Consider the following 15,029-nt stretch of genomic DNA (forward strand, 5'->3'; position numbering starts at 1 on the left):
TAAAAGCAAACAAACGGAGGAACCAAAAATGAACGACAAATCCGCCGTAAAAACAGAATCCCAGCCAATGCCCTACTACAACCGGGAGTTAAGCTGGATGGACTTTAACGCGCGTGTTCTGGAAGAATGCTTTGAAAAGGAAAACCCCATAATGGAACGCGTACGTTTTCTGTCCATTACCGCCAGCAACCTGGATGAATTCTTCATGGTGCGTGTGGCCGGTGTCCTGGACCAAATCAACAGCAAATATCACAATCCGGACCCCAGTGGCCTGACGCCGAAGGAACTGTACCGTACGCTTTCCGAAAAAATACACACCTTCACTGACAAGCAGTATTCCTGCCTGCACCGCTCTATTCTGCCGGCCCTTAAGAAAGAGGGCATTCGCTTCCTTTCCCCCGAAGAAATGGACTCAGACCAGCTGGAGTACATTTCAGAGTATTTTCATAAAATTCTGTTTCCGGTGCTTACGCCGCTGGCAGTGGACCGCAGTCGCCCATTCCCGTTTCTCTCCAACAAAAGCCTGAACATTGCGGTGCGACTGGCGGGAAAAGAAGGCGAAGAGGACTGCTTTGCCGTTGTGCAGGTGCCGTCCATTCTTCCCCGCTATCTGGAGCTGCCCGGCAAAGAGGGACGCTGCTTTGTCCTGCTGGAAAATGCCATCATGCATGGCATGGAGCACCTGTTTGAGGCACGGGACATTCGGGCGTGCTGTCCGTTCCGCATTACACGTGACAGCGACCTCGACATTGATGAGGAATCTGACGACCTGCTGATGGAAGTACAGAAATCCATTAAGAAGCGCAAACGCGGTGCACCCGTCCGGTTGGAACTGCTGCAGAAGTGTGACCCCGCCATTCGGGATTTTCTGCTGGAAATGTTGGACGTGGACAAACACAGCATCTACGAACTGCCCGGCCCGCTGGACCTCACGTTTTTCTCTAAATTTGCAAACCTGCCCGGCTGTGAAAACCTGTGCTTCAAACCCATTGTGCCGGTCTATCCGCCGACGGATTTCTGGGGCTATACCGATATTTTTGAAGCCATTCGGGACAAGGACCGCATGGTCCATCACCCATATGAAAGCTTTGATATTGTGGTAAACTTTATCCGTGCGGCCGCCGAAGATGAAAACGTACTGGCCATTAAGCAGACGCTGTACCGTGTCAGCGGCCATTCCCCTATTATTGCGGCACTCATCAAGGCCGCCGAAAACGGCAAACAGGTAACCGTTCTGGTGGAACTGAAAGCCCGCTTTGACGAGGAAAACAACATCAACTGGGCAAAAAAGCTGGAAAAGGCCGGCTGCCATGTCATTTACGGCTTGGCAGGACTGAAAACGCACTGTAAAATCGCGCTGGTCGTCCGCCGTGAGGAAGACGGCATTCACCGCTACCTGCACATGGGCACCGGCAACTACAATGACAGCACCGCCAAAATTTATACAGATATTGGCTTGTTCACCTGCAAAGAACCTTTCGGCATTGACGCCAGCAGCCTGTTTAATGTGCTGACAGGCTACAGCCGCCCGCCGGAGTACAACAAGTTTCTGGTGGCTCCCCACGGCCTGCGCAGTTTCTTCGAGTACCGCATTCGCTGTGAAACCGAAAACGCCCGCCAGGGCCTGCCCAGCGGCATTACCGCGAAAGTGAATTCTTTGGTGGACCCTGCAATTATCTCCCTGCTGTACAAGGCAAGCCAGGCCGGTGTGCCCGTACAGTTAATTGTGCGGGGCATTTGCTGCCTGATTCCCGGCATTCCCGGCGTCAGTGACAACATTCAGGTCATCAGCATTGTTGGGCAACTGCTGGAGCACAGCCGCATTTTCCGCTTTGAAAATGCGGGTGACCCGAAAATTTATATGGGCAGTGCCGACTGGATGCCCCGTAACCTTGACCGCCGCGTGGAACTGGTCTTCCCCATCGAGGACCCGGATCTCAAACAGCGCAGCTTCGATATTCTGGACCTGATGCTGCACGACAACATCAACGCCCGCCGAATGAAGAGCAATAAGGAATATGAGCACATTGACCGGCGCGGCAAGACTGCCTGCAACTGCCAAATTGCATTCAGTCAGCTGGCACGGCAGGCTGTGCATCGGCTTGCCGAGCAGGACCGCAGCAAGCCCTTCCACCCGCTTTTAAGCCCTGCGAAAACAGATGGCTGAGAAGGCGCATCTCTGTATTTCACAGTTTTCAGAAAAGAAAGGTGTTTGGAATGTTAAAAGTAGGAGTTTTAACCAGCGGCGGGGACTGTCAGGGACTAAACGCAGCCATTCGCGGGCTGGGAAAGGCACTGCTGTGCACATTCGGCAGTGATATTACTATTTACGGAATTGAGGACGGCTACCGCGGTTTAATTGAGGGCAACTACCACAGAATGGTACCTCATGATTTTTCCGGTATCATTAACCTTGGCGGTACCATTTTGGGTACAAGTCGTCAGCCTTTCAAACAAATGCGTTCCATGGCAGGCGGCACTGACAAAGTAAAAAACATGAAAGATAACTATAATAAGATGGGGCTGGACTGTCTGGTAGTCCTTGGCGGCAACGGCACGCACAAAACCGCCAATCTATTAAGTCAGAAAGGGCTTTCGGTCATTACCCTGCCCAAAACAATTGACAACGATATCTGGGGCACGGACATCACGTTTGGCTTTCAAAGTGCCGTAGACGTTGCGGCCAACGTGCTGGACTGCATTCACACCACTGCCACTTCTCACGGACGCATCTTTATTGTGGAGGTCATGGGCCATAAGGTTGGCTGGCTGACGCTGCACGCTGGTTTGGCCGGCAGCGCGGATGCCATCCTGCTGCCGGAAATTCCGTATAAAGTAGACAATATCGTAAAGATGATTAACCACCGCAGCAAGGAAGGCAAACGCTTTTCCATTCTGGCTGTAGCAGAGGGCGCTCTGTCGCAGGAAGAAGCACAGATGAGCAAAAAAGAGCTGAAAGCAAAACGTGCTGCGGAACCGTATCCTTCTGTTTCCTACCGTTTAGCGCACGACCTGGAACAGGCAACCGGTCACGAGATTCGTGTGACTGTGCCCGGCCATATTCAGCGCGGCGGCAATCCCTGCCCCTATGACCGTGTCCTTTCCACCCGCTTCGGCGTGGCGGCCGCACAGCTGATTAAGCAGAAAAAGTACGGCTATATGGTTGCCATGCGCAACAATGTCATCGTTCCGGTGCCGCTTTGTGAGGTCGCCGGTAAACTCAAAACCGTGCCGCCCGACTGTGATGTGATTCAGACGGCGCGGGATATAGGTATCAGTTTTGGTGACTAAAGGAGGTTTTCATTATGTTCTGTCCGTATTGTGCATCTGATTTTCATGACCGTCAGCAATCCCTTCACAAGGCTGCAAAAACAGGCGGTGCACTGGCACTGGTTTTCGGCCTGCTGACACTGTGCGGCGGTATTGCATACGTTGTCAACAAAGCAAAATGCATTCATGAACTAAACCACTCGCTGCCCGTCATACGTTTGGCAGCAAAGAAGTACCTACAGAAAAATACAGGCCCCGTCCCAGAGGAATCCACAGCCAACGAAGAAGACATGGACTAAACCAAAAGCCGCTCCCGAAAAAGGGAGCGGCTTTTCATTCGATATAACCGTTCTGGCCCGAGTTTTCTTTATTGATGTCAGGGTTTCCAGGAACATAATCAATCGACATGTGGATTCATCACACAGCCCGCTGGATATGATTATAATCATCAAGCGATGGAAAGTGCGAAAGCACATTTTCTGCAAAATCATAAAGATAATCCAATACCATCTAAAAATTCCTGTGAAGTTCCTATCTCTGTATCTGAACGAATGAATTGCATTTCTTTTATGCTGTACAGTATCAACCTAAGCATACTCCGGTGAGCTTACATCATCCCATAGCTTTCCACTACTAAAGTTTTTAAGATTATTGAATGACGCTTTTCCCGGTTCTATCATTTTTCCTTTTTACGCTTGCTTTACATTCCAGTATGGAGAGATTAAAAGCAAATGTCGGACATCCGAAATATCACCCAGCAGGAATTTACATTCCAGTATGGAGAGATTAAAAGAACCGGTGCGGTCAAAAGATGTTGCTTGCCGCCCGGATTTACATTCCAGTATGGAGAGATTAAAAGGATGACACAAGCATTGTTTGTGTACCAGCTCATCATATTTACATTCCAGTATGGAGAGATTAAAAGTGAGTAATCTTATATTCATTCAGGTTTTCACTGATATATTTACATTCCAGTATGGAGAGATTAAAAGGATGACACAAGCATTGTTTGTGTACCAGCTCATCATATTTACATTCCAGTATGGAGAGATTAAAAGCGTAATGCCGTCCTGTTTTGATGCACGCTACTGCTGATTTACATTCCAGTATGGAGAGATTAAAAGTGCTTTTTGTCAACCCGTCAACCCGCTTAAGCCCATATTTACATTCCAGTATGGAGAGATTAAAAGCAGAGACGATGTTTTCATACCTGCGGGGATAGTCCATTTACATTCCAGTATGGAGAGATTAAAAGTCGTGTCGCCTATCCTCGTCGGGCTGGGTATGCAGATTTACATTCCAGTATGGAGAGATTAAAAGGCGTATAGCTGCATACTCTTATGCCATATCTCATGATTTACATTCCAGTATGGAGAGATTAAAAGGTGGCAAATGTAACAGACGCCCGGCGCGGCCATAGGTATTTACATTCCAGTATGGAGAGATTAAAAGGATTTTTAAAAACGCCGAAAAAGGATTCCTCCGATTATTTACATTCCAGTATGGAGAGATTAAAAGCTGAGGGTACATCAGCTGAAGAAATGGCAAAAGACAATTTACATTCCAGTATGGAGAGATTAAAAGATTTCGTTCTGCAGATACGCCGCCGCATCTTCGGGCATTTACATTCCAGTATGGAGAGATTAAAAGGAATCATAGTTTTAAATTATAAAGGTGCTTTCAAAGTATTTACATTCCAGTATGGAGAGATTAAAAGTTATCGCAGACGACAAGAAACTGATTGAAATTTATGATTTACATTCCAGTATGGAGAGATTAAAAGGACCGCATACATAGCAGGCTACATCCTGCAGTTGGTATTTACATTCCAGTATGGAGAGATTAAAAGTGTAGATGAACTGTGCAATCTGCACGATTATATTGAATTTACATTCCAGTATGGAGAGATTAAAAGATTTTACGAAGTAGGGCTTGAAAAAGTTGATTAGTATTTACATTCCAGTATGGAGAGATTAAAAGAGTCCGGTCAACTCCACAAACTGGTCGTTTGTAAGCATTTACATTCCAGTATGGAGAGATTAAAAGCCGGTAAGTTGTAAGCTGCTGCAATTTTAGCAAGCGATTTACATTCCAGTATGGAGAGATTAAAAGCTGCGGGACAACCTGATGCGCGTCGGACGGCCGCCGGGATTTACATTCCAGTATGGAGAGATTAAAAGTGCCAAGGGGGCCGCAGAACTGTCCGGCAGAGGCATATTTACATTCCAGTATGGAGAGATTAAAAGTTTTGCTCCGTCGAGCTATCCCACTATGATTTTTTTATTTACATTCCAGTATGGAGAGATTAAAAGATATCTTAATGTTATATCACGACCTGCGTACCGTGTGATTTACATTCCAGTATGGAGAGATTAAAAGCGGAGAAAGTCCGCAGTATTCAGCAGTCTGTACTGCGATTTACATTCCAGTATGGAGAGATTAAAAGTGAACTCTCCTGCTGCAGCATCGCGCATGATGCCTAGATTTACATTCCAGTATGGAGAGATTAAAAGTGTCGAGGGAAAAACCTCAATCACGCTACATACTTATGATTTACATTCCAGTATGGAGAGATTAAAAGAAAATCCGAAGTTGGCACTTAAAAACAAAATAGGTAATTTACATTCCAGTATGGAGAGATTAAAAGCCGGTTGGCTTGTATGTCAGCCGCAGCGGACTTAGCGATTTACATTCCAGTATGGAGAGATTAAAAGACAACAGATGAGGAATTCCCGGACATGCTGGCAGACATTTACATTCCAGTATGGAGAGATTAAAAGCTGCTAATCGCCGCGTTATGTGGGTCGCGCTTTGCAGATTTACATTCCAGTATGGAGAGATTAAAAGCGACATCCCGCAAGCCGCAAGGTCGGCCGCCAGTGGATTTACATTCCAGTATGGAGAGATTAAAAGCACTGGCGTGACAGCTGACCGAGTGGTTCGTGAGTATTTACATTCCAGTATGGAGAGATTAAAAGCGTCGGGCGGCCGCCGGGCGAGAGTCACCTGCTGGGATTTACATTCCAGTATGGAGAGATTAAAAGAGTCGATTGCAGGAAAAACGGATTACTCTAGCTCAAAACATATAAATTATTTACGTATTTTCTATAGTATAGCATCGTTTCCTTTATTATGCAAGCAATTTTCTCCTTTCCCTGCTGTCGTACCTACGCTATTTTTTCAGTATCGGTGGTCGACAGATTTTTTTACAAAAAATTAGATGTAACGTCTGACTCATCTTTTCCATAAAATTCTTTTGTCAGCCAACGTTCTTCCCTGCTTTTGAATATAATAACAGAATCCAGATTCTTATCAATCCACGGCATCAATTCTTTCTTCATACGCGCCAAATGTGATGGATTAGTATCTCCTTCAAATACAGAATTTTGTATATGGATGAGATATTTCTTGCATATTTTAAAAATGTTGCGCTGCCGTCTGGTTCCGTTTTCTTCTTCCGCTATATCGTAAACCAAAATGACATACACTTATATCACCACCACATAACAAAAGGTTTGTAAGGCTTTTCGCCCATGATATCTTTGATAAGCTTGTAGCACTCCAATCGCATTAAGTACTGATAAGACACCTTCTTTTTTAGCTCTCTATGGAAAATGGTCGTTTTCAGCCTATCGTCCAGCGCTCGTGCGATTACCTGGGATGCCCGTTTCTTTAAATGCAGGCAGTTAAGTTCCCTAGTAAAGTCCTTCTCAGTTATTTGATTCTTATTGATTAATGAAAAGAGAAGTCTGTCGCCAATAAGTGGTTTGAAAATTTCTGATACATCCAAACTGAGAGAGAAACGCCGTGTGCCAGGTTCGTGCAAAAAGCTAATTGTTGGGTTCAGCTGCGTGCGGTAAATCTCGTTTAGACATCTGCCATAAATCATACCATTGATAAAAGAAATCATGGTATTCATCATATTGTCCGGCGGGTGTCGGACACGTTTTTCAAATTCAGTTTTATTCCCGGTGATTGTTTCAAACGAAGAATAATAAGCGGTATGTATTCTTCCCTCATAACCCATCAGTTCCGAAATATCTGCCGCTGTATCGGAGCCTTCACGCAAAATCTGCACGGCATCCATAATTTCTGCAAGGTCCAGGCCGCGGTTTTTATAGTAGCGTAGATTACGCAGAATATTATCGGTAGCCCCCTGTACAAATTCTCGTGCCAGCCGCAGCCTGTGTGATTCATCCAAATATGCTTTCGCCTGCTGTACCAGAACATTTCCGGCCAAGAGATTCTCTTTGGGATAATAGGTTCCTACATAATTCGTATAATAATCGAAGAAGTGCACCATGATTCCATACTTTGAGAGCAATTCCAGTATCTTTGAGTTTAAAGTCATCTCAGTCATCAGGTAAATATCCGAGATTTCCTCAATTGGCAAACTCTTTGCGCTCCCTCCATATGGAGCAAAGGAAAGTGTATTGTCTTTACGATGCAATTCGCCATTTGTATAAATGTAAATACTCTTTTTCATATCTTCCTCATATAAAGCAAAGGTCGTAATATGCACACTTTTTACAAATTTTTTTCGTCTTACGGGGCGGTGGTGTTTTCATTCCTTGTATGGCATTGATTTCTTTCATTACATTCAAAAGATGCGCTTCATCTTCCTTTGTCAGCGCAATGCTTTCTGTATGCTTCAGCAGCGGGTAATCAATTTTTCCGGTTAGGTGCTCCACACCACGCTGTTTAAAATACCAGAGATAATATTTCAGCTGCCAGATACCCGCTTCCTCTATGGAACGGCTTTTTTTCACTTCATGCAGTATACGGCTTTTTTCAATATAATCGACCGAGATTTGGTTGTTGACCGTAATATGCTTCTCCGCATGGCTATACGCCGTTTCGTCCAGTACTTTTCCGATTGCGACATTTTCATCGTCCTGTTCCATACGCAGGTTTTTACAGAAATAATACAGCTTTCTTTGACATACAAAGTAGTAATAAACCATCATACCACTGATATTTTTGTCCGTAGTGCTGCCCCCCTTTATAGAAAATTATCAAACTCTTCTCTGCCTTTTTTGTTTTTATACTGATTGATTAATCCAATACCTTGGCCCGTTGTTTCGTCAAAATCATATTCTCCGTTATAAAGGCACACACCGCTGTGCGGATAAAAGCGCTTCTCATTAGCAGACAGATTTCTATCAATATCCAGTCCCATATCGGGCACAGCAATCGTATGGTCCATAAAGAATTCCTGTGCTTCCATTTTTCCCTTGTAACTGCCATGCTTCATTTTTTGACGAATCTGTGCAAGCTCGCCGCTTCCTTCGAGTTGCTCATAAACTCTGTAGGGCATAACTGTTACAGAATCAATATCACGAAACCGTATTTCCTGATTGTCAACTTTATACATTTCTCCACTTTCCAGCAAGTTATAATTAAATTGAATGGCCTTGCCGTAATTTGACTGCAGAATACGCGGATTTTTATCTTCATCATAAACAAGGTCCATCATATCTGTTTTATCGTCCTGCCTGTCATTTTCCTGCAGCAGGCAGCCGTCATATTTCTGCACAGCCTCCAATGTATACTGGTACAGTTGCCCGTCCACAATAGGATGCTTCGGTGAACCAATATCTTGATTTTCCAGAATATATACATTGGGGACCTTTCCAAGGTCATACTTTCTGCTGCGGTACACACGTCCCATACGCTGCAGCAAAGAATCTACAGTACACAGTTCGGTATACAGTATATCAAAGTCAATGTCCAGCGAAGCCTCTACGACCTGGGTGGAAATCCATACACCACATTGTGCTTCCCTATTTGGATTGTTCGGCGCAAAGTTCTGTATTTCTTTTTCAAGTGTTCTTCTGTCCTTTCGCAGGTAACGGCTATGCAGAACATTCGCTTCTGTTCCAAGTTCCTTCAGCTGTGCCTGCACCTGCTGTGCCCGCTTTACTCGATTCACCAATACCAGCACACGTTTTGTCTTGGCTTGTTCACATATCTGTGCCAAGGGAAACTCCCGTTCATACAGCAGTTTTATTCTGTGGCGGCAGGGCATGCTGCCATGGAAATTCGGCAGTGCGTCCTTTTCCGGACATGGAATGCCATGCTGCTTCATCAAACGGAAAAGGATTTTCGGGAAAGTGGCAGTCATGATGCAAAAATGCCCTCCCATATCGCTGATAAAATGAAGCGCGTACAAAATAGACGCAATTAGTTCAGGAGAATAAGTTTGTATTTCATCAATAACTAGATTTCCGCAGGCAAGCGCGGCGGCAGGTGCTTCCGTGCCGTTGGCTTTATACACAAAACGGAACAGCTGGTCTATGGTACAAACGGTCAGCGGTGCAGTCAGAAGTCTTGCAAGCCGATATTTCTGCAGTGCCTGTTCATCATTTGCTTCTTCATTTTCCATTTGTTCCAAATAAACCGCTCTTGCGTCACCGTGCAGGACTGCTGCTTTGTGATAACCGATATTTTCCGTTATTCTTTGATAAATAGCATTAATGCTTGCTTTTAGCGGAAGCGTGTAGAAACCTTTTTTGCCGTCAAGCCACAGCAGTGCACCTTCTGTTTTTCCGCATCCGGTGCTTGCCTGAACAATCACATTTTGGTCGCTGTGTTCTTTCAGGTATTCCTGCACCGGACGCAGTGTGAAGCCGCTCCTTTGCATAAACTGCTCTGTTTTTTCCGAGTACAGATAACCATCATCATCTTTCGGGCTCTGTTCGATGTTCACTCCTGCACTGGCACAATAGTCAATTCGGTTCATCGTGCCCTTCAGCTTCATATAGCGTTCCTGCAGTTCGTCATTGAGCCAAATCTCATCGCCATGATAGTCAATGGCTACTATATACTCTGTTTGTAAGTCTGCTGACAGTCCATCATATAAAGGAATCCCGCCCTCCGCCTGTACTTCATTCCAACGTTTCTGAAGCACATCGGCTATATATGCAGTCAATTCATTTTTATAATTTCCAATAACTGATTCCCGTGCGTGATGATAAAAAATAACTTTAACAAGCAATTCTGTTTCTAGGTTGTTAAAACCAAGTTCATCAAAAAAATAATCCGTATTGAGAAACGCAGGACTTAAGTAATTGTGCGGGAATTCAGATCCTTCCGCTGGAACAGTTGGCTTCCCAATCGCTTTTAAAATCTTATTTTGAAAATGAGCGTCCACTTTTCCAATATCGTGAAATTTAACTGCCCAATATAGGATCTTCCAGTCGCTCGCTGAAAACAAAGCCGGATAAAGTGTTTTCAGTTCTTTATATTTTTCCAAACATTTTTCCGTATGTTCCTGCAGAGTCTGACAGTCTGCACTTTTCGCATAAAGAATCAAGGTTTCATCATCCTTTCTGAAAGTAAATGCCATCCGCCGAAAAAGCGAATGGCACTTTTTTAAGCCGGAAAAACCGGTATGACTTCTCGGTCTGCGTAAGGCATATTTTTTTGCACAACTGGTGTTCTGTCCGTAAGAAGACGGCCACCCTTTCCGATAACCGTACCACATCCGGCATAACGCGCTGGAATTGTTTCTTTCCAGGAACGCAAGCCAAGGTTGGAAATTTCATATGTCTTATGCAGTCGATAGCTAGTACCAATGGACGGATATTTTAAACGCACCGTACGTTTCAGGTTCTCTTCAATATCCGCGGGAATCCATGCAGAACATGCAAGCACGATACTGTTATTCTGTACCTGCTCCTCCTGCAGGTCGGTAATACATACGTCGTCTATCCGCAGCAGGTCTTCCCATCGGCCAAGATTCAAATAATTCTTCGGATATTTTAGGCCATGCGCAATGGTTTCACACAGGGTGTTGTCCTCCGGAATGATGTGCAGTATCAACTGCACGTCTGTCAGGAGTTCCACACTGCCCAGTCCACGTGTCATGCCGTAGTTCTGGTCACCGCTCTGCATCAAAATATTCTGCCGCCCTGCCTCATAGGACATATTTTTATTAAACTCATAGCGCGTATACATTTCCTGTACACTGCTGGCAAAGTCGCCCTGAATGCTCACCTGCATCGGCATATATTCCGTAAAGCCACACGCGGCATGTACCATACCAATGACTGTAGAGTAAGGCGGCAGCGGATAGCTTTCTTTGATGATAAGACTCTGCGGCATCCGGTAGGAAGCCATATTCTGCTCAGCCAATACTCTAACAGCCCGCATAGTCATCTTTCACCTGGTCTTTCAGTTCCTTAAAGAACTCCGCAACACCGACCGGTGCAAGTTTGTCCTGAATCTCATCATTGTTGCTGAATTCACCATCTACATAACCTGCCATCGTCGGTTCACCAATGGCTTTGACTGTTTCGGCCAACATATCAACATCCAGCTTGTCGTGCGTCATCTTGATGCGATTTTCAAAGAATGGGGATTTGCGTTCATACACGCCGCCGATAGCAAACACCGGTGCAAGATTTTCCCTGCGGCCTTTAATGTCCCGGTACAGGAATTCCACACAACTAAGGAAATCTGTTACACGCTTACTGCGTTCCTCATTTGGCAGCTCGGTACCATCATTTGCATCGATTCCTACACGGTCCAAGTCAATCGTAATGGTGTAAGCATAGAACGCATGATGAATCTCACTTTGTGCAATGGCATTGCTTGTACCCTTTTCTGCACGTTTGGAAAGACCCATGTTTGTGAGGAAATCCATATCTGCCGCATAAGGCTCCAGTGAAACTGCATTGCTTAACCGAGCAACCGCAGAACGCGTATCTGCATTATTTCCCTTCGTTGTCTTCATATATCCAAATAAGTCAATCTCTGGATAATCTTTCACGGAAGTATCCGGCTGAAACTGAACAACAGTCTTGTCACCGCTTCCAGAGGCTGCCACAGGTGTTTTATCCCATTCCAGTTGCTGAATCATGCTGTACCGAAGGGCCTGACGTGAAACATAAGTATACATTTTTCCGTTTGCGCGCGTCATATGTTTCAGTGTCGTAATATTGCCGGTGCTCTCTCCGTAGTTTCCGCTTTCTGCCTCAAATATCATACTTACTGTAAGCCCGTTCTTTTTCATGCTTTATCCTCCCCTTTGTTTTCCTCATTTGTTTTATTTTCTTTCGATGCACTGTTCAGTCCCTGTACAAACGCATGGCCAATGACTTGAAAGTTTTCATCATTATGAATAGCGTAGAAAAAGATTTTCGGTATCTCAAACCCAAAAGACATATACAGCCTTTCAATGGTATCAAAAAAGAGTTTTTGATTATCGCCCTGTAAAGCATTCAACAGACGATATGTAACGCCTATCAGCCGTTTGCCATTTGCCCGCTGTTTTCCGGTATCAATATTGACTTCCCAAATTCTCGCTTTCAGAACCGCGCCGGCGCGATACGCCTGGCTCTTCAAACTCATCTGTGTTTTCACAGCTTCCTTATCCCTCTTTCTGCAAAACATTTTAATTTGTATTTCCAACAGCCAGTTGTAAATGCCGAGTCCGTAGCCTTGTTCCAGAGAATTGCGGTACCCCTGCAGCATCAATCCATAAAGTTCCTGTCCATTTAAGATATGTTCCAATGTTTGATGGAACAAGTACGGATTTGCTTTCAACAGTTTTCCAAGTGTTCCTTTCAAACCGACAAAATCTTCCAGCATATCTGCCGTCAGTGTATTAACCCGATAGGTGTCGCCGGAACGGCGGACAACCTGTACATTCTGCAGCCAATTTTCCGCCTGTGTTTCATCTGCTGTAAGAAGGAACTGATTGATGACTTCTGCGAAAGCATCTTTTTGCAGGTCTTGGCTGCTGTCCGGAAAGTTATTTGCCGTGTTCAGCGTTCGAATGCTGCGGCAGTCGTTGACAAACACACCTTCACTTGCAAATGTCGTAAATCCAAGCGGTACACAGGCATAAACAAGCATACAATAAGGGCACATCATAATATCCGGTACATAGTTCCAGAAGCTGTCTGTTTTCCGCTTAACGTCCGGCATGGTATCATTCACCCATGCCGTAGAAGAAGCCTTCGCCTGCAAAGCTCTTCCGCATTGAAAACAAGACATTACTTTTTTCCCTTTTTTGGGTTTATATGTGGCAATCGGTACAAGGAAATAATCACTGAATGCCTGCTCAAAAGGTTCTTTATTTTTCGTTTTATGCAAGAATGAAACGCCTGTCCAGTAATTCTGCACGCGTGTATATACAATATCTTTCAAGCAAAGCACATGGCGAACGTCTTCCTGTTTCATTTGTTCGTAAAGTTCCTGCAGCATATTCAGCTGTTTTTGCTGATTTTCCTCATTTTTGATAGACTTTACTATTCCCCAGAAGTCATATTTTGTGTTGTAATATTTTCTTAAGATTTCAAATCCTGCTGTATAAGAATTTCGCTTGAGCTTTTCACAAAGTGAACTAATGCATTTCTTCAGCTTTTTGGGAAAATCTTCTGCTTCCCGCGCATTTGGCGATAAAATCCATTCCAGTTCTTTTATTAAATTCTCATATACGGTATCGCTGCCATAGCGGTCTATTAGTTCCTCAAAATACGCTTTTGTAAATTCTTCGGAGAATGCCTCCTGCCGGACAATTAGGTTTTCACTGTCCAGCCGATAATAGGGTTCTCCGCTGCTGTCTGCCGGCATTCGATTCAGCACTCTGTAAAGTCCCAACAGCCCGGCATTATAAAGCGCATCGTTGATATGCAAATGTATTCCTTGCTTCTCTTCTTCCGCCAAATATTCTCATCTCCCTATTATCGCTGCTGCAGAATCTGCAGCAGCCCAAAACCATTTGAGCACCTACTTCCAAGTCCGTTTTCGTACAATTCAAACAGCAGTTCCGGCGCTCCGCTTATCGCGGCAGTGCCTATGCTGCATTCAATCTTCTGCCCGAAATGCAGAACGACTGTCTTTTTCATTTGGATGGGCAGAAAGTGAAATGTCTTCAACATTTCATCAGTAATGCTGTTGCTGTTCTGAAAGCGTCGCATCAGCTGTTCCCGCAGCTTTTCTTCAAAATCCGGCCGTTCCACGGAACAATACTGTTTCTGCCCGCCGTCCCTCAACCGTACGCAGATAGGTGATAATGTTTTTACAAGCATTTGTGTACCGCTGATGCAGGCTTCCGGCGGCATATACAGCCGTTTCAGCGTCATTTCATTGCCATTCGCTAAAGGTCTGCTTTTGCCTTTGACACGCTTTAAAGCATTGTAAAGTAGAATGCCAGTCTCCATATCGCCCGTACTGTATGTAATGTACACCTGATTACTTCTTTCCGGCAAAACAATCCGGTCCTTTTCAAACCGAATGCCGCGCGGAAATCCTACTGCAAAACACAAAGGCTTTGCTTTTGCGCTGCCATCGTAGAGCTTCCGGAAGAATTCGCCGCCACTGTAATCTGTCAGCCCCGTTTTTAGTTGGGACATACAAGCTCTCCGATGGTCCCGCGGAAACTGAGGACTTTTTAGTTCCAACTGTGCCGTAATTCTCACGTTTTTAATGCCTCCTTATTTTACCCTTAGATAAGTTTATTTGTATTTTATATTTCTGTATCTACAAGTATATCCTATTTCCCCCATTTGTCAAGTTTTTTGCCGATTCTTTTATTTGCATTTACTATTTGTATAGGGTATACTAAGGTTTTGAGTTAATCTCTTCTGACATGGAATGTAAATTAGATAAGTTTTATTTGAACTTTCCTTAATCTCTCCATTTTGGAACTTTGGTCTGCAAAGCTTACCTGCAGACCATTTTTATGCCTGAAACAGTTTTCATTTTTCTTGTCCCTACAGGAAATTTCCTACCTTTCCCCATTATGACAT

At 44.6% G+C, this 15,029-nt stretch carries 11 protein-coding genes and 1 CRISPR repeat array; of the genes, 3 read left to right on the forward strand and 8 right to left on the reverse strand.

The annotated features are described in order from the left end of the window. Positions 1-28 precede the first annotated feature (28 nt). From ACIHKT_RS06750 to ACIHKT_RS06760, 3 genes are read left to right on the forward strand one after another with little or no spacing between them, the layout of a single operon-like run. Positions 29-2,167 carry an RNA degradosome polyphosphate kinase gene (locus tag ACIHKT_RS06750; protein ID WP_086036069.1) on the forward strand — a complete coding sequence of 713 codons (2,139 nt, stop codon included), beginning with the start codon at positions 29-31 and terminating at the stop codon, positions 2,165-2,167. A gap of 50 nt (positions 2,168-2,217) precedes the next feature. Then, complete coding sequence (locus ACIHKT_RS06755) at positions 2,218-3,291, forward strand: 6-phosphofructokinase (RefSeq protein WP_174402993.1); 1,074 nt, start codon at positions 2,218-2,220, stop codon at positions 3,289-3,291. A gap of 14 nt (positions 3,292-3,305) precedes the next feature. Next, positions 3,306-3,569, forward strand: a complete 264-nt coding sequence (locus tag ACIHKT_RS06760) for a hypothetical protein (RefSeq protein WP_086036072.1) — start codon at positions 3,306-3,308, stop codon at positions 3,567-3,569. 399 nt (positions 3,570-3,968) lie between these two features. Continuing rightward, positions 3,969-6,314: direct repeats of the CRISPR family, unit length 30 nt; unit sequence ATTTACATTCCAGTATGGAGAGATTAAAAG. Between the two features lie 162 nt (positions 6,315-6,476). On the opposite strand, the gene cas2 is transcribed toward ACIHKT_RS06760, so the two are convergent. From cas2 to cas6, 8 genes are read right to left on the reverse strand one after another with little or no spacing between them, the layout of a single operon-like run. Next, a complete protein-coding gene (cas2, locus tag ACIHKT_RS06765; protein ID WP_086036074.1) occupies positions 6,477-6,758 on the reverse strand; it encodes a CRISPR-associated endonuclease Cas2 in 282 nt (93 codons plus the stop codon). 5 nt (positions 6,759-6,763) lie between these two features. After that, positions 6,764-7,756 (reverse strand): type I-B CRISPR-associated endonuclease Cas1b, encoded by a 993-nt coding sequence (gene cas1b, locus ACIHKT_RS06770; RefSeq protein ID WP_086036075.1) that lies wholly within the window; start codon positions 7,754-7,756, stop codon positions 6,764-6,766. A gap of 7 nt (positions 7,757-7,763) precedes the next feature. Next, positions 7,764-8,234: a CRISPR-associated protein Cas4 gene (locus ACIHKT_RS06775; protein ID WP_086036866.1), complete on the reverse strand. Its 471-nt coding sequence runs from the start codon at positions 8,232-8,234 to the stop codon at positions 7,764-7,766. Between the two features lie 38 nt (positions 8,235-8,272). Beyond that, complete coding sequence (gene cas3, locus ACIHKT_RS06780) at positions 8,273-10,585, reverse strand: CRISPR-associated helicase Cas3' (protein WP_174192911.1); 2,313 nt, start codon at positions 10,583-10,585, stop codon at positions 8,273-8,275. A gap of 59 nt (positions 10,586-10,644) precedes the next feature. Further along, positions 10,645-11,424, reverse strand: coding sequence for a CRISPR-associated protein Cas5 (gene cas5, locus ACIHKT_RS06785; RefSeq protein WP_157658959.1), 780 nt, complete (start codon positions 11,422-11,424; stop codon positions 10,645-10,647). After that, entirely contained in the window at positions 11,411-12,286 is an 876-nt protein-coding gene (gene cas7i, locus ACIHKT_RS06790) for a type I-B CRISPR-associated protein Cas7/Cst2/DevR (protein ID WP_086036080.1), read from the reverse strand. Before cas7i ends, cas5 begins: the two co-directional genes overlap by 14 nt. Continuing rightward, complete coding sequence (gene cas8a1 / locus ACIHKT_RS06795) at positions 12,283-13,944, reverse strand: type I-B CRISPR-associated protein Cas8b1/Cst1 (RefSeq protein ID WP_086036081.1); 1,662 nt, start codon at positions 13,942-13,944, stop codon at positions 12,283-12,285. The genes cas7i and cas8a1 overlap by 4 nt, the downstream gene beginning before the upstream one ends. A gap of 17 nt (positions 13,945-13,961) precedes the next feature. Continuing rightward, entirely contained in the window at positions 13,962-14,633 is a 672-nt protein-coding gene (gene cas6, locus ACIHKT_RS06800; RefSeq protein WP_086036083.1) for a CRISPR-associated endoribonuclease Cas6, read from the reverse strand. Between the last annotated feature and the right edge of the window lie 396 nt (positions 14,634-15,029).

This window comes from Caproicibacterium sp. XB2 (assembly GCF_044880635.1).
Lineage (GTDB): Bacteria > Bacillota > Clostridia > Oscillospirales > Acutalibacteraceae > Caproicibacterium > Caproicibacterium lactatifermentans.